At 38.1% G+C, this 21,709-nt stretch carries 15 protein-coding genes and 1 other RNA gene; all 16 read right to left on the bottom strand.

Annotated elements, in window-relative coordinates:
* Window positions 1–115: 115 nt before the first annotated feature.
* The 16 genes from ACQQ2I_RS07550 to gpsB all read right to left on the bottom strand — a co-directional run bounded on the left by ACQQ2I_RS07550 (window position 116) and on the right by gpsB (window position 21,689).
* Window positions 116–1,612, bottom strand: a complete 1,497-nt coding sequence (locus tag ACQQ2I_RS07550; RefSeq protein WP_431029933.1) for an AMP-binding protein — start codon at window positions 1,610–1,612, stop codon at window positions 116–118.
* Window positions 1,613–1,624: 12 nt separating this feature from the next.
* Window positions 1,625–2,365 (bottom strand): 3-oxoacyl-ACP reductase FabG, encoded by a 741-nt coding sequence (fabG, locus tag ACQQ2I_RS07545; protein WP_431029932.1) that lies wholly within the window; start codon window positions 2,363–2,365, stop codon window positions 1,625–1,627.
* A gap of 6 nt (window positions 2,366–2,371) precedes the next feature.
* Complete coding sequence (phaZ, locus tag ACQQ2I_RS07540) at window positions 2,372–3,274, bottom strand: intracellular short-chain-length polyhydroxyalkanoate depolymerase (protein WP_431029931.1); 903 nt, start codon at window positions 3,272–3,274, stop codon at window positions 2,372–2,374.
* Window positions 3,267–4,289 carry a 3-oxoacyl-ACP synthase gene (locus tag ACQQ2I_RS07535; protein WP_431029930.1) on the bottom strand — a complete coding sequence of 341 codons (1,023 nt, stop codon included), beginning with the start codon at window positions 4,287–4,289 and terminating at the stop codon, window positions 3,267–3,269. Before ACQQ2I_RS07535 ends, phaZ begins: the two co-directional genes overlap by 8 nt.
* Entirely contained in the window at window positions 4,286–5,326 is a 1,041-nt protein-coding gene (locus ACQQ2I_RS07530; protein WP_431030472.1) for a branched-chain amino acid ABC transporter permease, read from the bottom strand. Before ACQQ2I_RS07530 ends, ACQQ2I_RS07535 begins: the two co-directional genes overlap by 4 nt.
* Before the next feature lie 4 nt (window positions 5,327–5,330).
* Entirely contained in the window at window positions 5,331–6,194 is an 864-nt protein-coding gene (locus ACQQ2I_RS07525) for a branched-chain amino acid ABC transporter permease (RefSeq protein ID WP_431029929.1), read from the bottom strand.
* Window positions 6,195–6,205: 11 nt separating this feature from the next.
* Window positions 6,206–6,913: an ABC transporter ATP-binding protein gene (locus ACQQ2I_RS07520; RefSeq protein WP_431029928.1), complete on the bottom strand. Its 708-nt coding sequence runs from the start codon at window positions 6,911–6,913 to the stop codon at window positions 6,206–6,208.
* A complete protein-coding gene (locus tag ACQQ2I_RS07515; RefSeq protein ID WP_431029927.1) occupies window positions 6,891–7,664 on the bottom strand; it encodes an ABC transporter ATP-binding protein in 774 nt (257 codons plus the stop codon). Before ACQQ2I_RS07515 ends, ACQQ2I_RS07520 begins: the two co-directional genes overlap by 23 nt.
* A gap of 1,046 nt (window positions 7,665–8,710) precedes the next feature.
* Window positions 8,711–9,964 carry a substrate-binding domain-containing protein gene (locus ACQQ2I_RS07510; RefSeq protein WP_431029926.1) on the bottom strand — a complete coding sequence of 418 codons (1,254 nt, stop codon included), beginning with the start codon at window positions 9,962–9,964 and terminating at the stop codon, window positions 8,711–8,713.
* A gap of 840 nt (window positions 9,965–10,804) precedes the next feature.
* Entirely contained in the window at window positions 10,805–12,031 is a 1,227-nt protein-coding gene (locus tag ACQQ2I_RS07505) for an IS110 family transposase (protein ID WP_431030471.1), read from the bottom strand.
* 528 nt (window positions 12,032–12,559) lie between these two features.
* Window positions 12,560–15,679 carry a BTAD domain-containing putative transcriptional regulator gene (locus tag ACQQ2I_RS07500; RefSeq protein ID WP_431029925.1) on the bottom strand — a complete coding sequence of 1,040 codons (3,120 nt, stop codon included), beginning with the start codon at window positions 15,677–15,679 and terminating at the stop codon, window positions 12,560–12,562.
* Window positions 15,680–16,004: 325 nt separating this feature from the next.
* Window positions 16,005–17,906, bottom strand: a complete 1,902-nt coding sequence (locus tag ACQQ2I_RS07495; protein ID WP_431029924.1) for an ATP-dependent DNA helicase — start codon at window positions 17,904–17,906, stop codon at window positions 16,005–16,007.
* 67 nt (window positions 17,907–17,973) lie between these two features.
* Window positions 17,974–19,113, bottom strand: coding sequence for a THUMP domain-containing class I SAM-dependent RNA methyltransferase (locus tag ACQQ2I_RS07490; RefSeq protein ID WP_431029923.1), 1,140 nt, complete (start codon window positions 19,111–19,113; stop codon window positions 17,974–17,976).
* 7 nt (window positions 19,114–19,120) lie between these two features.
* On the bottom strand, window positions 19,121–20,863 hold the full coding sequence (locus ACQQ2I_RS07485) for a sensor domain-containing protein (RefSeq protein WP_431029922.1): 1,743 nt from the start codon (window positions 20,861–20,863) through the stop codon (window positions 19,121–19,123).
* Window positions 20,864–20,948: 85 nt separating this feature from the next.
* Window positions 20,949–21,335, bottom strand: an RNA gene (rnpB, locus tag ACQQ2I_RS07480) — RNase P RNA component class B.
* A gap of 54 nt (window positions 21,336–21,389) precedes the next feature.
* Window positions 21,390–21,689, bottom strand: coding sequence for a cell division regulator GpsB (gene gpsB, locus ACQQ2I_RS07475; protein ID WP_431029921.1), 300 nt, complete (start codon window positions 21,687–21,689; stop codon window positions 21,390–21,392).
* Between the last annotated feature and the right edge of the window lie 20 nt (window positions 21,690–21,709).

Below are 21,709 nucleotides of genomic sequence, written 5' to 3'. Positions count from 1 at the left end.
GCACCGCTTTCTCACGCTTCATGCTAGGCACGAACGCCAAAAAATAATCGGCTACTGATGGAGAGATAGTAGTAAAACTTAAAACGCGGACAGATGTTAGCGTTGAACCATTTTTCTATATTTGTATTCGATCCCTCTCAATACATAATTGCTTTAGTTTCATTTTATCAATCTTTCCAACTGTTGTTCTTGGCAGTTCATTCAGTAGAAAGATTTTCTTCGGTATTTTATATTTCCCGAGCTGTTCCGTGCAGCTTATACGAATTTCCTCTTCGAAATCGCTTACTTCCTGTTTGCAAACAATACAAGCAGTGACAATTTCACCCCAGTATTCATCTGGTATGCCAATAACCGCTACTTCTTTCACATTTGGATGTTGAATAATGCATTGTTCCACTTCTTGTGGATAAATATTTTCTCCACCTGAAATAATCATTTCTTTTTTTCTACCCACGATATAGACGTCTTGTTGTTCATCCATTCTTGCTAAATCCCCTGTTTTAAACCAACCATCACTAAATGCCGCTTTCGTTGCCTGCTCATTTTCCCAATATTCCTTGAATAAATGCTTTCCTCTTAGTTGCAATTCACCAACCTCACCAATAGCGCATAACGAGCCATCTGCTTTTACGATACGGATTTGATTAAATTGCATACTTTTTCCGACAGCCCCGCGCTTTTTCATGGCTTGTATCGGATCGATATAAAAATTATTCGGCCCGGCTTCTGTTAAACCATAGCCTTCCTTAAACAACAGCCCTTTTTGATGAAAAGTTTCGTAAATTGTTTGTGGACACGGTGCTCCTCCAGATAAAAATACTTTGACAGTTGGGAAATGCGCCTGTTGAAAATACTCAGTTTGCACGATTTCCTGATACATCGTTGGTACAAATAATGATATCGTGGAATGATATTCATTTAACGCTCGTGCGGCAATTTCTGCATTAAATTTTTTGCCAACAACGACCGTTCCTCCTGCCATTAATAACGGCACCGCCAACGCATTAATACCACCCGTATGGAAAAGAGGCATATAATTAATCGTGCAATCTTCGTTAGTTAAATTCCAGCTAATAATCGTATTGATCGCATTCCAATTGACTGACTCAATTGACAGCACGGCTCCTTTCGGATGCCCTGTCGTTCCACCTGTATAAATAATAAGCCACGGTGTTGTTGGCTGCCATGATGAAAAGCTATATATCTGTATTGTTCTATCCCCTAATTGCTCGGAAAGCAACCATTTATGCTCTACTGGAAGATTTTCTACAACAGACGCAAATGTATCCTCATATATACAAAGCTGTGGTTTACAATCCGTCACAACATATACTATTTCCTGCTCACTTAAGCGCCAATTAATCGGTACAAAAATAGCCCCTTGTAGCCCACATGCAAATAACACCGCAAATGTATCTATATTATTTTCACTCATCATACATACGCGATCACCGATTTGAATGTTATGTGCACATAAAATACGTTGCCACTTCTCAATTTCCTTTGTTAGCTGACGATATGTCCAGTACCGCTTTGTTTCGATTTCAATCAGAGCCTTTTTATCAGGGGTTAGTTGTGCACGCTTTAAAATCCATTGTTGCCCATCATACATCAAACTCCCCCCTTACATCATAATACCCCCATCAACATGAAGAACATGACCTGTAATATAGTCTGATTCATTGGAAGCTAAAAATAAATACGCATTGGCAATATCCTCAGGTTTCCCTAACCGCTGAAGAGATGTAATAGATTCCATTCTCGTTAATATTTCCTCGGGCATTTTTTGAACCATTGCTGTTAATGTAAAGCCTGGCGCTACAGCATTAACATTAATCCCCTTTCGTCCTAACTCCTTTGCCCACGTCTTTGTCATGCCAATTAAAGCGGCTTTCGTTGCAGCATAATTCGTTTGCCCTACATTCCCATAAACACCACTGACAGATGACGTGTTAATAATTTTCCCATAGCCCTGTGCTATCATATGGGGAATTACAGATTGCGTACAGTTAAATACCCCTTTTAAATTAACATTCAGCACATCATCAAATTGCTGTTCCGTCATTTTGTGTAACATAGCATCCTTTGTGATCCCAGCATTATTCACTAAAATATCAATTTTGCCATACGTATCCACTGTCTTCTGAACGAGCGACTCGACACTTTGACGATTAGATGTATCCGTTTGAACAAATAAAATTGGCTTTTCATGTTGCTCATAAGACGCCACCAGTTCTTTTCCAGATTCTTCGTTAAAATCAGCTACAACGACTGCAGCTCCTTCATCTATAAATTTTTTGACCGCCACTAATCCGATTCCACTTGCACCGCCCGTAATAATGGCTACTCTGTTTTGTAATCGCATATTACATTACCCCTCCAATAAAAATTTTTCAATTTCGCTTGTCAATTGTTCCAAGTTGTCTATTAACGGGGAGTGACCACAGTTTTCCATTTTGACTACTTTTGCTTTACCGCCAAAATCTTCAATTATTTCGTTTGTCATTTGCTCTACTACAACAAAGTCTCGGTCACCATACATCACGAGTACAGGTTGTATAATATGATTTACTTCACCTGTCCCTTTTCCCGCTTCGTGATCTATAGTACTAATATTAAACGTATTTAAGCTAGAATAAACATCCGCTAAATTTCGCTGTGTTAACATATCCTCTAAATACGCCTCATACCGTTCTGGCTGTGGTTGGCGATGTGTGTAAATAGCGGCATTCCAAATTGCCCGGAGACCGTCCTTATTTTTTGTATCATATAAATACTGTACTGCCTTAGTTTTATAAGGGTCCTGTTCAATTTCTTGTAATGTTGTAAACCGATTAGCCATGTCGATTTGCCCATCAGGTGTCATGCCATAAAACGGATAACCACGTGTAGACCCTGATGCCATCAGTATAAGTTTATGACAGTCCTCTGGATAAAGGACACAATATTGCATACATACCATCCCCCCTGTTGACCAACCGACTAAGTGAAAATCTTTTAATGACAATGCATCTACAAATCGTTTTAAATCTTCAGCAAAATCACTTATATGTGTAATCCGTTTATTGTAACTAGAACCCCCAAAGCCTCTTAAATCTGGCGCAATGATATGGAATTCCTCATGTAAATTTTCCATTAATAAATCCCAATGTTTCGAGGAAGTCATGTTTCCATGTACAAGAAGAACTACTTGTTCTCCACCCGGTCGTTCCCGATAGGCAAGCGTTTCACCATTAGATAATTGCACTTCTTTTAAACAATCAATACTATTCATATACATGCTCCTTTCCCCATTTAATTGTAATCGCTCCCCAAGCATAGCCGATCCCAGCACTTACTAATGTGACAATATCCCCTTGTTGAATTTTATTTTCATGCAGTGCTAATTCCAGCGATAAAATTTGATCGAGTTGACCTATATGACCGTATCGCTCTAAATAAATAGATTGCGCCGCAGACAATCCTAGTGTAGTTAATACGTAATCATGAGCCGATTTTTTCATATGCAACATCGCAATATATTTTAAATCTTGCTCACTATATCCACTTTTGGCTAACGATGAACGAATAACTTTAATAAAATTATTCAGTGATTTTTCCTCCAGACGCATCTTCATGCCTTCCGGATCTAATACATCTAAACGATATGCCCCTTGTGCAAGTAATTCAGCTGTGAGTGGCTGCTTTGTTCCACCTACAGGCACGACCACATCTTCTGAAAAAGAACCATCCGTCATAATTTCAGCTTCTAATACCGTATTTTCATTGAGATTTTTTTGAAGAATCATCGCACCCCCTCCTGCAGCTAAATTAAACATAAAACGCGTTCGTTCATTGTGATAGTCAATCAAATCACTATTGCGATATCCTCCTGCTAGAAGAACGGTATGAATGGACTCATCTGCAAGCATTAAGCTTTTCGCTACCTTCATCGCCATAATTGTAGTTCCGCAGCGTAATTGAACGTCAAATGCCCAAGCATTACTAGCCCCGAGCTCTTCTTGCATTTTAATGGCTGCTGTCCAAAGGGGATATTCTTTATGTTCTTCCCCAATATAAATAATGACATCAATCTGCTTCGGGTCGATTTTCGCTTTCGTAATTGCTTTTTGGGCCGCCCAAATGCCCATTTGAACTGTGTGATCATACTTAGCAGGAATTGTTTTTTCAAGTAATCCCATTTTCTTTTTTATAATATTAACAGGGATATTGGACTGTGCACTAATTTCTTCAGCTGTCATCCTCAATTCAGGTAAATAAACACCTGTTGATAAAATACCGATGTTCATTTCACCTCACCTCTTTCATCCACAGGTATAGACTGCACCTTACTTGGAGGGGGATGCTGATTCACTGTTCTCTTCATTTTCCATTCTCCATACTTTTGTGCAAAAGTGCCGGCAATTCCTTTTGGGAAAAAGATGACGGCTAAAATGTAAATAATCCCAAAGATAATAATCCACCGTTCAAAGATTGGATAGTCTCTTGCTAAGCCTGATAAATAGTGTTGTGCAAATTCAATAACGGCTGCCCCAATTAAAGGACCGACTAATGTACCGACCCCACCAATAATCGTCATCAGAAGAGCATCTAACGTAATATCCATTGACATCACACTCGTATTCACAAAACGTAAAGACACTGCGTACAATGAACCAGCAACGCTTGCAATTATCCCTGCTATCATAGAAGCAATGACTTTATAATGTAACGTTTTATATCCTAATGAGGCCGTACGTTGCTCATTTTCCCTGACTGCTATTAAAACCCTGCCAAGAGGGGAGCTAACAAAGCGTTTACAAACAATAAAGAGGAGTATTAAACAAGCTAATACAAATAAGTAAAACATCATGCGATCTCGAAAAATCTCTGGTGCCCGAAATGTGAAGCCGTCATTCCCTTTTGTCATCGTACGCCATTTTTCCGCTACTACTAATAAAAGTCCTGAAATGGCCAGTGTTAACATCGCATAATAATGACTTTTTAGGCGCAATGTCAATAACCCTACAAAAAAGCTTAAAATAGCGGATAGCATCATACCAATGACCATCGATATCATAAAAACAAGCATTGTATTTTCATACATATTGAGCAGTATCGCTGAACTATAAGCACCTAGTCCAAAAAACATGGCGTGCCCAAATGACACGATGCCTGTAAACCCTAGCAACAAATCATAGCTCATTGCTAAAATACCAAAAATAAAAATTTGTGTCAGTAAAATAAGCATTGTTCTTGAATCTGATATGAACGGTAAAATAATGAGTGCAATAGCTATTAAACAAAGGACAATATTAGAGGTTGTAAACACTGATTGTTTTTTCATCATCTCACCCTTTCGCTACCGTAAATAAGCCTTGTGGACGGAAAACAAGGACAATGACCATAATAATCATATTGACTGCAAGTGATAAATACGGTACATAATAGGCCATAAAGCTACCTGCTAATCCGACTAAAATCGCCGCTAACAATGTACCCGAATAACTGCCCATACCACCGATGACAACAACGATAAAGCCTAAAATCGCATACTCCATGCCCATTTCTGCATAAATCACACCGGAATATGGCGCCATTAACACCCCGCCAAGTGCCGCAAGTGCTGCACCGACCATAAAAACATATAAAAACACGCGTTTAATATTGATCCCTAATGCTTGCACCATTTCCTTATTCATAACGCCCGCACGGACAATTAAACCAATCTTCGTTTTTGTCAAAATATAATGGAATATACCGTAAATAATAAAGCCAATGACGATGATGAAAATACGATATTTAATAATGATAATATTGCCTACTTCCCAGCTACCTGCAAGCAATGGCGGTACACTAACAGGAATGCCATTAGGGCCAAATACGACTTTTATACATTCGGATAAAACAATCATTAATCCTAACGTAATTAAAATTTGTTGAATGTGGTTTCCATACACAGGTGTAATAATCAATTTTTCCGTAATCAGTCCAAGTATCGCACCCGTTACGAGGGCTATCAATATCCCGATGATAAAGCTATCCGTAGCTGCATAAGCAAATATACCGGTATAAGCGCCCCAAACAAACAAACCACCGTGCGCAAAGTTAAGTACGTCCATTAAGCCAAAAATTAATGTAACCCCTGCTGCTAATAAGAAGATTAACATCCCTGTGGCCAAGCCATTAATGATTAAACTAATGATTAGCTCCATTCCCATCCCCCCTATCCGATTCCTAAGTATTTTCGCTTTAATTGCTCATTCTCAATTAATTCCTTCATCACTCCTGATTGCACTGTCTCTCCATCATCAATAATCGTATAATAATTGCCAACCCCACTCGCCATTAAGAAATTCTGTTCGACGAGTACAATCGTTGTTGCTTTTTTCATCTCATTAATCGCTTCCATTACTTTCTCTATAACAATCGGTGCTAAACCTTTTGAAGGCTCATCAATTAATAGCATCTCACTATCATTGACAAAAGCACGTGCCATCGCTAGCATTTGCTTTTGCCCGCCAGAAAGTTTACCCCCAGCTTTTTTCCAAAATGTTTTTAAGTCTGGGAAAAGTTCGAGTACATAGTCTCTTTTTTGCAGTGTGTTATCGTCTTCCTTTCGCATTGCAACACGCAAATTTTCCTCTACTGTTAAGTCACTAAAAATCCCTTGATCTTCAGGAACATAGCCAATGCCCATATTGGCAATTTCATACGTCATTTTTTTCGTAATATTCGTTTCATGAAAATGAATAGACCCTTTGGAGGCTGGTGTTAAGCCCATAATGGTTTTTAATGTCGTGGTTTTGCCCGCACCATTTCGCCCTAATAGCACATTTACTTCATTTGCTACAATTTGAATATTGATTCCTTGCAAAATATGATATTGCCCAATATGTGTGTGTACATCTTCAAGTCGAAGTAAGCTGTTCATCGTAGAGCCCTCCTAAATACGCATTTTGGACTGTTTCATTATTCATAATTTCCTGTGGTGTACCATCTGCTAATAAGCGTCCATTAAATAGCACCATGATGGAATCCGATAAGTCTAAAATCATATCCATCTTATGTTCAATTAATAGAATCGTTTTTTCACCACTTTGCTTAATTGTACGGATCACATCTAATATCGCTGGCACTTCCTCTAATGACATCCCTGCAGTTGGCTCATCTAATAACAGCACTTCCGTATCTAAAGCTAATAGCATTGCAATTTCTAACTTTCTCTTTTCACCATGCGATAATTGGCTTGCTAGTACATAGGCTTTGTTTGCAAGCATCACTTGCCCCAGCATATTCATCGCATCCTCTAGCATTTTTTTATAGGAAGTAAAATGTTTAAATACGTGAAATCGTACCTTTTCTTTTGACTGCACTGCTAACCTCACGTTTTCCAATACAGTTAAATTTGGAAATACATTTGTAATTTGAAAAGAACGCCCGAGCCCTAACCGTGTCCTTTCTACTGGAGAAAGCTTAGAAATATTTTGGTTTTTATAAAATACTTCACCGGTAGTTGCTCTTAGCTCACCGCTAATCAAATTAAAGAATGTTGTTTTACCCGCACCATTTGGTCCAATGATCGATTTAAAATGTTTTTCAGAAATTTCAATCGTCACATCCTCCACAGCCTTATGTCCACCAAACTGTATTCCTAAATGAGTAGTTTTTAAAATTGGCTCCATTTCTTCCCCTCCCTCGATCTGACTCTCTTAATGTTTCTTTTCATTTACCCGATATAAGCAAAAGTACTAAAATCAATTTTTAAAAAACAGAGATTGCTAAGCCTTCGCGCTTTGCCACAGCCTACACAGGAGCTAAAACAGGCGTGGCCTGTTTGGATCTCCTGTTCCTGCTCCTGACGTTGCACTTTCGTCGCAAAGAGAATCTTGGCTCCTGTGGCTATGGCGCGCTACGGTAAAAGTGAATAATACTTCTTCATGTTCTAAAAAAGTATCTCTTATCTATATATTTAAGTATGTTATTTTACCTTTTATTGCCAATTAAATCGTGTGAAACGTTGATTTCCTCTCCATTCCGCTTTAATTAACTGGAAAATCATTTTTAATCACATTTTTCTAAAAACACGCTTCTAAACAGGTAATATTTTGATAATCAACACACCTGCTATATATTGAATTAAATCTTCACAAAAGCTAGTTGCGCTAGCTATACATTCCGGATGAGCCTCCTCAACTCGTCAACTACACTCCGTTCTATGTGCTTTTACCTCTAGCTCTCTTTTTAACCAAAAACAGATTTTAATATTGAACCTCTGATCACTAATTAACAAATAAGCTTAAAGTTATCATTTACAGTAGCATATCCTTTTCCTTAAGGTAGCAGTTGCTTGGAGCGGAAGGTGGCGACTCCTGCGGGAAAAGCGAGAAAGTCGAGACCCCACAGAGAGCGTAGCGAACGAGGAGGCTCGACCTCGCCCGCGGAAAGCGTCCACCTGAAGCAGAAAGCAACTACTCCTTTACCAGATGGAAATAATCGTTTGTAAATTTGCTCATTATGAGTCATACAGAAAGACTAAGAGAGTCAGACCGCTTTTTTTGCGGTCTGTGTGTAGCATTTATCCCGCATTAACGGGCATTAAGACTCCCACCTCAAGGCTTAAGGAAAATCGAGAAGCGTAGGTGGGAGATCAACTGCCCGTAAAAGCCCGATTGGTTCAACTAACAATCAGTGGGGGATGAGGAAAACCCCCACTGATTGAAGTTTCACTTTATTCATTCATAACTGGAGGCTCTGTTTCTTCAGGTGAAAGTTCACGAATGAGAACAGGTACTGGATAGTCAACACCTTCCACCGTCTCTAAACGGATCGAATACATCGTTTGCAATGCTTGATGGTCTTCTTCACGGAAAGTCATCGTACCCTTTGGTGTTTCAAATGACATGCCTTCCATTAACGGAATTAACGTATTGCCATCTGCATCTCCACCAGATTGTTTTAAAGCCTCTACAATGGCTACAGCCGCTGAAAACCCTCCTGGTGTAAATAAATCAGGTACTTCGTCGTTATAGCGTTTTTTATGTTCTTCTACTAACCACGTATTCACTTCATTATTAGGAAGCGTATGATAGTACACACTAAAGCCTTCCATACCAACTAATGGTCCCATTAACTGTAAGGCAATAATATCTGGCGCACCTGTCGATATTTTAATCCCCTTATCTTGTACCTTCATATCTGAAATTTGTTGCCATGGGGAGTTTGCACCAGCCCACACAACGAATAGGTAATCCGGTTTGGCATCAATAATTTTTTGAATATTGGATGTGAAGTCCGTCGCTGCTGGATCTGCATATTCTTCTAATACAACTTCAGCTCCAAGATTTTCAGCAGCTGTTTTAAATGCTGTCACACCATCCCATCCAAATGAATAGTCTGGGGCAAATGTAGCGATTTTCACGCCGTCACCTGCAATCGCAGCCGCAGCAGCGTACGCATCTTGTGAAGAATTACGTCCCGTACGGAAAATATATGGATTAAACTCTGAACCTGTAATACTATCTGCTACTGCAGGCTCTACAACCATAATTTTTTCGTATTCTTCCGCAAGTGGTAACACAGCAAGTGTATCGCCAGAACTAGACGATCCTACTAAAAAATCTACGCCATCATCTTCTAATAATTTTGTTGCTTTCTGTACAGCTACTTCTGGTTTCGTTTCTGTGTCTTCCCAAACTACTTCGATTTTTTTGCCTTCAACTTCTAGCGTACCGTTTGTAGCATAATCTAAACCAAGCTCAAAACCACGCTGTGTTTGCTTGCCATAGGATTCTAATGCACCAGTTAAAGAAGCAAGCACCCCAATTTTAACCGTGCCACCTTCTGCTGCATTTTGGCCTTCCTCTGAAGCTACATCACTGTCGCTTGAAGTAGAATCAGAGTTTGTTGTACCCTCATCCCCCGAACAAGCGACTAACACTAACATGAACAAACATAAAAATAAAAGCGACCACATTTTCTTCATCTTCATTCCCCCTTCACATGAAATAAAGCGCTTACATAATGCTTTGATACCATCTTACTTATTAGTAGTTACAAACGAGTTACAAAATGTTCTTCACATATCCGATAAGTTTCTAACTCGTAATGAGCAAATCCTAAAATATATATTACCATTCGAATAACCGTTGCTTTCCGCTCCGGCACTCGCTTTCCACGGGCGAGATCAAGCCTCCTCGTCGCTCATCCTTCGCTCCTGCGGGGTCTTGATTGTCTCGCTTTTCCCGTAGGAGTCTCGTGCCTCCGCTACAAGCAACTATTGTTCAATACAATAAGCGGTTGCTCAAAAATAATGAAAGATTCTCATTAATTACGGTAGAGACCGGGTGATGATATACACAAATTGAAAGAAAATGATTTCTTTAAGAGGTGCAATACCAAAATATGTTGTTGATTAAAAGACAGAACTCTAAAGGGCATGGAGTGAAGGGGGGCAAGTGTAAGTAATAACATCTACTTTTCGCCGCAGAGCATATAGCTTCCTACGGGATATAAGAACAAAAGATAAGGCCGCTACTTCACGAGTCCGACGCCTTTGTGAGCAACATCATGTTACCCTGAGCTGAAGCCAAGCCCATGGAAAGCGTCCATCCGTAAAGATATGTGCAATTAATTACATATTTTATTGAAAAGCCCCTTCTTACCTTCAGTCAATAGCTTTTAAGAAAATAATTATGTGTTGAAAAGATTTTTTTTTGGAGGGTGGGGGTACCCCCACCCTCCAAAAAAAATTACGCACGCCAAATAGACCTCACGATTTTTATTTTTTTCGAAAGGTCAATGTGCTATAGTTAAATTACTTTGATTACGATTTCTGAGCTGGTAGTGCGGACTCATAATCGTACAGAGTGCCATGTGTCATTAACTGAAACGCCATTTTCAGAAACTTATTGATACATGCCACAATCGCGACCTTATGAGGCTTTCTCTGAGGTTGCGTTTTTAATTTATCGTAATAATCCACAAGATGATTATTTGTCTTACTCCGCAATGTAATCATCGTACAAATCATGAAATATAAGATTTTCCGCAGTTCCTTATTACCTCTTTTATTGATCCGATCACGGTACTGTGTGTTGCCAGATCGATAACGCATAATATCAATTCCTACGTAGGCATTTAATTGTTTCGCATTTTGAAAGCGTCGAATATCGCCTAATTCACCAATCAATCGACAGGCTGTTGTATCTCCAACACCGGGAATAGAACGAAACACATGATATTCTTTTCGTTCTTGTGACATTTCTACCATTTGCTTCACAAGCGTTTCTTTCTTTTCCACTAAATCCATAATACGGGTCGCATAGTCTCGAATTTGATCACACCGAATATCGCTCGCTTTGATCGCTGGATAACTATTTTGAGCAGCTTCTAATAATAATTGTGCTTTTTCTTCTGCACGTGCTAACGAAAGGTTTTTTCGTGTATTGGCTTTCAACCGATTCTTAATCATAGTTTTCGAATGGGCTAATAAAATACCCGGATGTGGATACAGTTGGACAATATTTAAAAAGAGTGCCGAACGTGGTGTAATCAGGGTTTCAAGTTCTGGAAAACTACTATGCAAAAGCGCATGCATACGATTTTTTAACAACGTGATTTCCTCATCAATTTCATCATAATATCGTGTAAGTGCGCGCATTTGTTCGTAATAATCATCCTGTACATAGGTTGGTTCGCGTTCCATTTTGAAATGGGTTTTGGCTAATTCATGTGCGTCGCTGATATCGGTTTTATTTCGGCGCATCTTAGCCATTTGAAGGTTTGCCTCAAGTGGGTTCATTCGACAATATGTATGACCGTACGCCCTTAAGAACGCTTCCACAGGCTTTGAATAGACACCTGTTGCTTCAAAGACAATTTCAGGTGCTTGTCCATCTATCCGCTTAATTTCTTCGATTCGTTTATGCAGTTGTTCAAAATCTACACGTGTATGAGACAACTCACCTTCAAATTGACATTGACGGTATTGATCGTAAATCGCTACTGTACTTTTTCCTTTACTGACATCTAATGCAATCACATGTTTCATCATTTTTCTCCTTTTCAGCCAATCTTAGAAGTCTTCACAGTGCCTTATCGATTCCATTTTCTTATACACGATCTCTTGGACCCAACATACTAAACTGATTCAAATAAGGGTGTGAAGTGAGCCGGTTTTTAATACGGATTCTTAAATGATCCCAGGGGCTGTTCGGCTTTCCTTCACTTCTACTATAAAAAAATAGTAGCACAAACCATGGCCGTGGTTTGTACTACTAATGTTAGTATGTTTAAGATAAGTAAAATCCATTTTCAAAACATTAAGAAGTAGTAACTTTTTTCGCCGTAGCACGCCATAGCCACAGGAGCCGTAACAGGAGATCCAAACAGGCCACGCCTGTTTTAGCTCCTGTGTAGGCTGTGGCAAAGTGCGGAGGCTAAGATTATACTTCTTTTAATATCTTTTACTATTTAGCAGGTATTTTTATGATGCATTTTTGCTCATTACGAGTTCTAAAATAAAAAAGGCGTCCTCAAAAGTCATTGCATCGTAACTTTTGGGACAACCCAAGTGCTTTTATATTTTGATAAGTTTTTCAAAAATTTCCGTTGTGGATGACATCGGTTCCATCTCATACTCTTCTAATAGCACCCTCTCGCATCGTTCATATGTTTTTTGAACTTGCACTTTATTTTCAAGATAGAAATGACACCACATCATAAGTCGATACGCTTCTTCCCAAGTGGGATCTTTTACTATGATTTTTTCACATTCCTGCAAACATTTTTCAAACTGTTGCTCTTCAAAATAAATATGCGCCAATTGCTGTAATGTTTTTACATAGAGTGTTTTGTACTGTTCTCTCTCTTGTTGAATCCATTCAACATGTGTACTATCTTCGTATAAATCGCCTGTGTATTGCTGTAATGCTTTTAGTAGCCATTGTTTTTGAAGCGACTGATCATCTTGCCTGTCGGCTAGAGAAATGAGCTGTTCGAAATATTCAATATCGCTCATAATATAAGGCCTCTGGCAAATACGATACATGGACTGCTTGCGCTCAATATAAAAAGGTTCTTCCCGTGCACTTCTGTTAGGCTCTAACACTTTTAATAGCGCATTATAGGCCACTTTAAAATCCCTTACAGCTACTTCTTCTATACTATTTGGAAATAGCTTAGCTGTCACTTCTTCTTTCGAGCAATATCGATTTCGATTCAGGTAAAGATAGATAAATAATTCCTTCGCTTTTTCTCGATGCCATACTTTATGCTCAGCTTGCCAGTTCCTCACAAATAATGTTGGTCCAAAAAGCTTTATATAGATGGCAGGCTTATGATCTCCTGTATTAAAATGAAGTACTCTTTGCGTTTCCACCAAATCTCTTGCACCAAATAACGTAACTTTGGATAAAAAGAAATGATAGGCATGCTGATTGATTAATGATTCAAACATTCTCTTACATTCATTATATTCATGTAAATCATTTGTTTTCATTGCTACATACATAGACCAGAAATACGTAACCATTAGACAGTAAGAATCTTTTACTTCTTCAAAAGCAATCCGCGTTTCCTTCGCCATTTGTCTCGCTTCATCTATCAAGTCATTTTCTACATACAAAATGAGAAGAGCTAGTTTCAATAACCCTGTTACCCACCGATCTTCCACCTTTTCCGTCACTGTTAAACCTAAAAATGCATAACGCTTTGCTTCAATTACATTGCCAGTACGGCCATAGGCTATCGCTAATCCTACATAACATTCCGCTTTAATACGTTTAATTCGTATTTGTTCCATTTGCTGTACTGCTGTTTCATAATGCATAATCGCTTCCGACGGGTCATATGGATTTAATAATAGCTCTGCATGTCCATTACGTATATGAGCAACAGCTATGTTAAACGCTTCATGCGTCGCTGTACTGTTTTGCAAGCCTCTATAAGCACTTTCCTTAGCACGCGCTCTATTTCCCATCATGGCATAAATCAATGACAATAATGCATCCGTTTCGCGATGAGCAACCGTCCCACCTTGTTGTTCAAATAGCCTTGACTCTGCAAGTAGCTTTGCCTCATGTAAGGCCCCTTGTCTTAAATACATACGAATATCTATATTGCCTAAATGCAATAAATCATTATCTAAATTTAATTGCTGCCAATAGTGAATGCCTTTATAAGCTTGCCCAATATTCACTAAATTTTCTACGTACTGAAGATTTAACTGAATATATTCTTGCTTCGGCATTTGACATTTCGCTGATAACGCTAATGCCTCATGTAAATAACCCTTTGCAATAGAAGGTTGCAACGTATCTACATATATTTTAGCAAGCCCCACCTTAGAGCGAACAACTGAAAGTAAGTCCCGATGATGTGTTGCCTTTTCGATACATTTGTCAAACGCCATACTCGCTTTTTTATAAAAAGCACCGATTCGTAAACATTCTCCCTCTATATAGTAAAGCGGATAAAACTGTTCTCGCATTTCAAATGAACATTTTTTAATTTGTTCTAACAACCATTTATAATGTCCGACTTGCATAAAATAATCCGCATAATGAATTAACATCTCACAAATAAACGGCTCATCATTTGTTTGGGTAATATGATAAAAAGCTTGTACAATATTGTTACTGTCAATAAAATAAATGGCTATTTTTTTATGCATATTTGCGACATCTTGTTGATTTAATTTTTCGTATTGTTGCACTAAAAACTGTTTGATTAAGCTGTGAAACCGATATTCTTTATCGTTAGACAATTTTTGTATAAATGCATAATGATTTAAAATATAATCGAGTCGCTCTACTTCCTCTTCCCCAAAAATATCTTGAATAATGTCAGCCGAAAATGTATCAAATAAACTAAATTTAAATAAGGACTGTTGATAATCCCAATCTAAATACTGAAATAACTCATATGATAAGTACTCATCAAAGTCTTGCACTGTAATTTTTGAAAAATCAAACGGATATCGCTCACTTTCAACTTGCATAGCAAGAAGGATTACAGCCATTACCCAACCTTCCGTTATTTCATAAATTCTGTTTACTTCATTCTCCGTTAAGATCGTTTCATAATAATCGTCAAATAAAACGCTAATCTCATCTGTATTAAATACAAAATCTTCTTCCGAAATAATCGTCAATAAACGCTTATTTTTTAAATAATGTAGACAATCCCATGTAGGATATGTGCGGGTCGCTATCACAAAGTGCACGTTTGGTGGTGCAAATTTCATCATCTGGTCCAGTACATAATTGATTTGAAACACATGCTGTACAATATGAAAATCGTCGATTACAATAAAAATTTCTTGTTTCATTTGAGCGAATGCATTGCAAAATAATGTGAATAACTTATTTAAATGTTCTACTTTTAAAAAAGTTGTCACTTGATCCCAAGTAGGGTCAAGCAGTTCAAAGTCCGCATAAACGGTTTTAATACTTTCATGTAAATATTTTAAAAATGGCAAAATACTATCATCATTTTCAGTTACTTGATACCAACTAAATAATATGTTCTCATCTGCAAAATATTGGGCTAACGAAGAGCTTTTCCCATATCCCGGACCACTATGTAACAACGTCAGTGTAGAAATTTTACTTTTCTTTAACTTTTTCATAATCGATGATTTTCGCATATAGTGTGCAGCCGGATTGGGCGCCACTATTTTCGAATATAAAATATCCAACTTCTCTCCCCCCATAATTATCTATTTGGTAATGTATATACTATCAAGCGCGTTGATTAATCCTTTATTATTGACGAGTACATTGGAATACGTTGATTTGCGCTAGCAGCTCGTTCCTTGCTGTTCTTGTTGGATCTCTTTCTCCACACTCATACGGCGTTAAAAGCGCAAATATATTTTACCACATTATGTAAAACATAACCCTACCTTATATATCAGAATATAGGAAAAAACCTTTTCTCTTAAGTATATGAATTATTAATTGCGTTATGAAACATATAAAAAGTGCAGAATAAGTATTCACACTTATCCTGCACTCTTTATTTTAACAAGGCTCCACCGGTAAAATGCTTTCAAATTCAGCTTTTACTGTTGCCTCTTGTTCATTTAATAAAATATGAATATCCCCATAATCATTGGATGTGCGAATTAAACGCCCTATTCCTTGTTGCAAGCGTAGTTGCATAAATGGCAGTTCCACTTCTTCAAATGGATTTTCTGCAAAGGAGCGCTTTGCATCAAATAGTGGATCGTACGGTGGGAATGGTAAATCAAAAATAATGACACGTGTTAATGCTTCCTCTGGTAAGTCTAACCCTTCCCATAAGTGGTACGAGCATAACGTTTTCACGGTGCCTTCTTGGAAATCACGCACGATAGCTGATAATTCCCGATCTCCTTCAAATGCAACTGACATGCGGTCCATAATGGATAAGCTTGATTTAAACGCCATCATAGCTTGTTTTGACTTAAATAACACGAGCGTTTTCTCGCCATCTCGAAGAAGTGATTGCACTTTACGCACCTTTTCTTCTTGTGGTAGCTCCTGCACATAAATTTTCATTACATCCCTATAGTCGAATGGTGATGGTACGCTAAATGATTGGTATTTCTTAATTCCTAAGCTATAGGAAATATAAGAGAAATCTTTATTGACCGATAGTGTTGCAGAGGAGAAAATAATCGGCAATTTTTTTGAGAATAGTTTTTCTTGTAGTACCTCTGTAATTAAGCGCGGCATAATAACAAGTGTTTCTTCACCATCTGTTTCTTCTAACCAATCAACCGCATCTCCCTGTGCTACAAAAATACGAATCGCTGCGACATATTGTTCTAAAAATTCCTCTGCCATATTTAGCTCGTATTCTGGAATCATATAAAGCTCTGATTCGAATACAAATTCTTCAAGCAGTTGTTCTACAGCATCAATTACTTGTTTCCCCAAAGACAGCAGACGTTCTGATTTATTAATACGTTTGCGGTCTTCCATTGATTCCACTAGGCAATCGCGTAATTCATCAAAAAATAGCTCATGGTTATCTTGTAATCGCTCCATTGCATAAAGTGTACGTTCACGCACACCATCGACCATTAAACGCTCTAGCATACCGACAATGGTTGATGCTTGCACTTTTACTGTCATCGCCTTTTGTGCGGCATACTCCAGTAAATGTCCCTCGTCTAATACCATCATCGAGACTTCCGGAAGTAATGGTAACTGTCCTTCACGCTCACGCGATTCTTTTGTTGCTAAGTGCTCCATCAAGAAATCTTGCGAACAAATAATTAAATCCGTTGATTGGCGATAATGCATCCGATGCAATGTTTGACCGCAACGATTTCGCATATCACAAACAGCACATTGCATGACAGCATTGTAATTTACCTTTTGCCAATCTTCATCCCCAACCGTTGGGAAATCCGAGCGATCACCGTACGGCACAGCTTTTGTCAAGGGACCGGAAGCATATACTTCTTCTGGGATTGTAAAGGCGATATCATCAATCCATTCATCCGTCTCCACTTTTTCCGCTTCTTCAAAACGCTTTAAACATAAGTATTGATCCCGCGATTTTGCTAGACGGACATCGATGTTTAAGCCTAGCACGTGTTTAAGCTTATGAATATCGCCACCTTCTTTTACAAGCTGGTCAATTAATGTTTCATCGGCACAAGCAATTAACGCCGGACGTCCTGTATAACGAGCATACGATACCGCTGGCAATAAATAAGCAATTGTTTTTCCTGTGCCTACCCCTGCCTCAGCAAATAAAACATTCTTTTCCTTTAATGCCTGTTCAATTTGATACGCCATAAAAATTTGTTCATCACGGCATTCAAAGCCCTTTTCTGGTAGCTCATCATATAGGACATCCCCTAACCAATCTCCTAATGAATCAAAGAAAGATTTGTCCTTTTGTAACTCAAATGGTAAAGATTCTCTCATATAACGTCTCCCTTAAAACTCCTAAATTACAATGCGAAACGGAAGGAGCCACCCCCTTCCGTCTAGATTAATCTTCGCGCTTCGACTTTTGTCCCCAAAATTGATAAAGATCTGTACGGATAAAGCCATTAAATAGTTTACGCTTTTTCGTTGCTTTTTTCCCGTAAAGTACTTCAAAATTTTCCATTGAAGATAGCATATAAACAGACCATGTTGGATAATTGTCCATGACTTCACCAAGCTGACGAATGACACGTTCAATTTCTTCTTTCTCCCCTATACGCTCTCCGTATGGTGGATTGGAAATCATGACCCCATCCGCTACTTTTGTTGTAAAATCTGTTGCTTGCATCTGTTTAAATGTAATTATATCCCCAAAACCTGCTTCTAATGCATTTTCTTGTGCAATATTTACCATTCGATGATCAATGTCTGAACCAATGATTTGGAGTGGTTGGTCATAGTTCGCTAAACTATCCGCTTCATCCCGTACTTCATCCCAAATTTTCGCTTTCATCCAGTGCCAACCTTCTGAGATAAATTCACGGTTATACCCTGGCGCAATATTTTGACCAATCATTGCCGCTTCTAATGGAATTGTCCCAGAGCCACAAAATGGATCAACAAACGGGCGATTCGGATTCCATTTCGAAACTTTCACTAATGCTGCTGCCAGTGTCTCTTTTAATGGGGCTTCCCCTTGTACTTGACGATACCCACGTTTATGAAGGCCTGCACCAGATGTATCAATGGTTAAAGTTGCGACATCTTTTAAAATGGATACTTCAATTTTATATGTTGCACCCGATTCATCTAAAAAGCCTAACCGTTTGTAATGGAATTTCATGCGTTCAACAATGGCTTTTTTCACAATTGCTTGGCAGTCTGGTACACTAAATAATTTAGATTTCACCGACTTCCCAGATACAGGGAACGCTGCATCGACCGGTAAATAGCGCTCCCATTCAATTGCTTTAGTGCTTTCAAAAAGCTGTTCAAATGTTGTCGCAGGAAATTGCGCTACAACAATCTTGACACGATCTGCTACACGCAACCACAAGTTACAACGAGCGATTGCTGTTTCATCACCTTCAAAATATACTTTCCCATTGTCTACACGTGTTTCGTAACCTAAAGCTTGTACTTCTTCCGCTACAATGGATTCTAGACCCATCGCTGCTGTTGCAACTAATTGAAATTTTGTCATAAATATATTACCTTCCTTGATGTTCGACTTCCCAGAACTGTAAAAAATCTAACAGTTCATTCATGGGCAATGGCTTGCTGTAATAATATCCTTGAATAATATCACAACCCATTCCCTTTAATATTTCCACTTGTCGCTCACTTTCAACACCTTCAGCTACAACTTTCATTTTTAAACGATGCGACATTTGAATAATCGCATCGACAACGGCTTGTTTGTCATCAAGAGAGCAAATATGTTGAATAAAACTACGATCAATTTTTAGTACATCAAGTGGAAATCTTACTAAATAGCTAAGTGATGAATAGCCCGTTCCGAAATCATCCAACGAAAGTTTAAAGCCAAGTTGTTTTAACTTTACTAACTTACTGATCGTTTCCGCCGCACTATTCATAACAGTACGTTCTGTCATTTCAATTTCAAAGTTTTGAGCAGAAGTATTGTTTTTTTCTAGCATTGCTTGTATTGAATCTAAAAAGTTTTGTTGTTGGAAATGAATACTCGATACGTTAATAGCAATCGGTATTTTAGGAAAACCAGCTTCCACTAATTGCTTGTATCCTTCACAAGCTTTTTCAAATATAATTTCACTTATAGGGATGATTAGACCTGTTTCTTCCGCATATGGGATAAATTCAGCTGGCGACACAAACCCTAATTTTTTATTTTGCCAGCGAACAAGTGCTTCAACACCAGTCACTTGCATTGTTTTTATATCAATTTTTGGTTGGAAATAAAGTGTGAAGTCTTGATGTTCGATTGCCTTTCGAAGTTCTGTATCTAGTAAAAGAACGCGTTTTGTATCTATGCTTAAATCATCGAAATAAAATGAAAAACCGTTGCGACCATTTTGTTTAGAATAGGTCATTGCCTTATCTGCACATTTTACTAATTCTTCTGTTGTTTGACCGTCTGCTGGAAAGATGCTAATGCCCATACTCGTAGAAACAAAAATTTCCTGATCGTGAATAATAATCGGCGCTTCAATCACACGAATCACTTGCTCTGCAAATTTTGCTGCTTCACGCGGATGGACAATATTTGTTAACGTAATAACAAATTCATCGCCACCATATCGTGCTAATATATCTTTATTTTTTAAAAGTGCTTTAATCCGCTTAGCAATTTCAATTAATAATAAGTCACCCATTGTATGACCGAGTGTTTCATTTACTTGTTTAAAACGGTCTAAATCTAAGAAAAATACGGCATGTTGTACATTGTGCGATAAATTCGTACTAGACTCAAGTAATGTATTCATACGTTCTAAGTAGGCAAAACGATTACACACTTTCGTTAATGAATCCGTTAACGTTCTTTTCTCTAATTCATTTTCAACGATTTTACGCTCAGATAAATCAGTAAATATACCACAATAATTCGTAATGTTCCCTACTGAATCTTTGACAGAAAAAATAGTGAGCCATTCAGGATAAATATCTCCTGTTTTACGACGATTCCAAATTTCTCCCTGCCAAATTCCGTTTTCATGTAGACTTCGCCACATATCTAAATAAAAAGAAAGTTCATGGATACCCGATTGTAAAATAGAAGGGTTTTTCCCCATTACTTCTTCGCTCTTATAACCTGTTACAAATTCAAACGCTGGATTTACACTTACAATTTTTTTATCTTGATCTGTAATCATAATGCCTTCCGAAACATTTTCGAAAATTTTCATGATTAAGTAGTCTGGATATTGGGAAAGCAATCTATATTTCTCCACATCTATAGTGGTACATTCACTCATTATTTCTCACCCTTATCTCTAAAAGAAAGGCTCTCCAAAAAGTTATGGAGAGCCTTTTTTATTCATCAAAAAAGCATCAATAAAATTCCGTAAGCCATGTTTTGTTCCTGAGTACTCAAACGGGTATCCCCTCGTACGTATCAGGCAGTAATCATCTATCTACGCATTAGTAAACTAATACGTCCCTCCATCCGTTCGTTTCCTTCTGGAGAGTGCCCCTACCATAATTTGGGTTTCTCACTCGTGGGGTTTACCTCGTTCCACCTTGCAAGTTTCCAAACAAGCTACGTCACTGTGGCACTTTCAGGAAGTGTCTACCATATCCAAAGACTTAGGTATTCCTTCCGCCGTCAAGCTAACGCTTGCCTTACCTTATTTTTTCAGTAAGCACGAACACTACGGTCATCTCAGATCCGTGTGAGCATGGACTTTCCTCTACAACGTTTATACGTTGCAGCGATTACTCGAATTTCATGATGTACACCTATTATACTAGAATTCAAACAAAATAACAATAAGTATGTTACTACAGTTTTTCCTTAAGCTTATCACCAAATACAGCTTTTTCTAAGTTTGCTACACGCTTTAAAATATCATAGTTCATATTGCTCGTAGTTGGCTGCGGAGATGATTTTCTAATACTACCTGATAATTCCTCTTTTAAACGTTCATTTTCCGCTTTTAGCTCATTAATGACTCGCTCGAAATTATCGTAATCTTCCATTATTTGATCTAAAAATTGATCTACTTGATCAATATTATAGCCTTTTACACTTTTTTTGAATTCTTTTTCCAAAATATCTTTTGATGTTAATTTAATATCCAATTCACATCGCCCTTCCATAC

Origin of the sequence: Lysinibacillus sp. LZ02, from assembly GCF_050613145.1 — a bacterium.
In the GTDB taxonomy this organism is placed as follows: domain Bacteria; phylum Bacillota; class Bacilli; order Bacillales_A; family Planococcaceae; genus Lysinibacillus_B.
The sequence above is the reverse complement of the archived record's forward strand: the minus strand, read 5'-3'. Positions and strand labels throughout refer to the sequence as shown.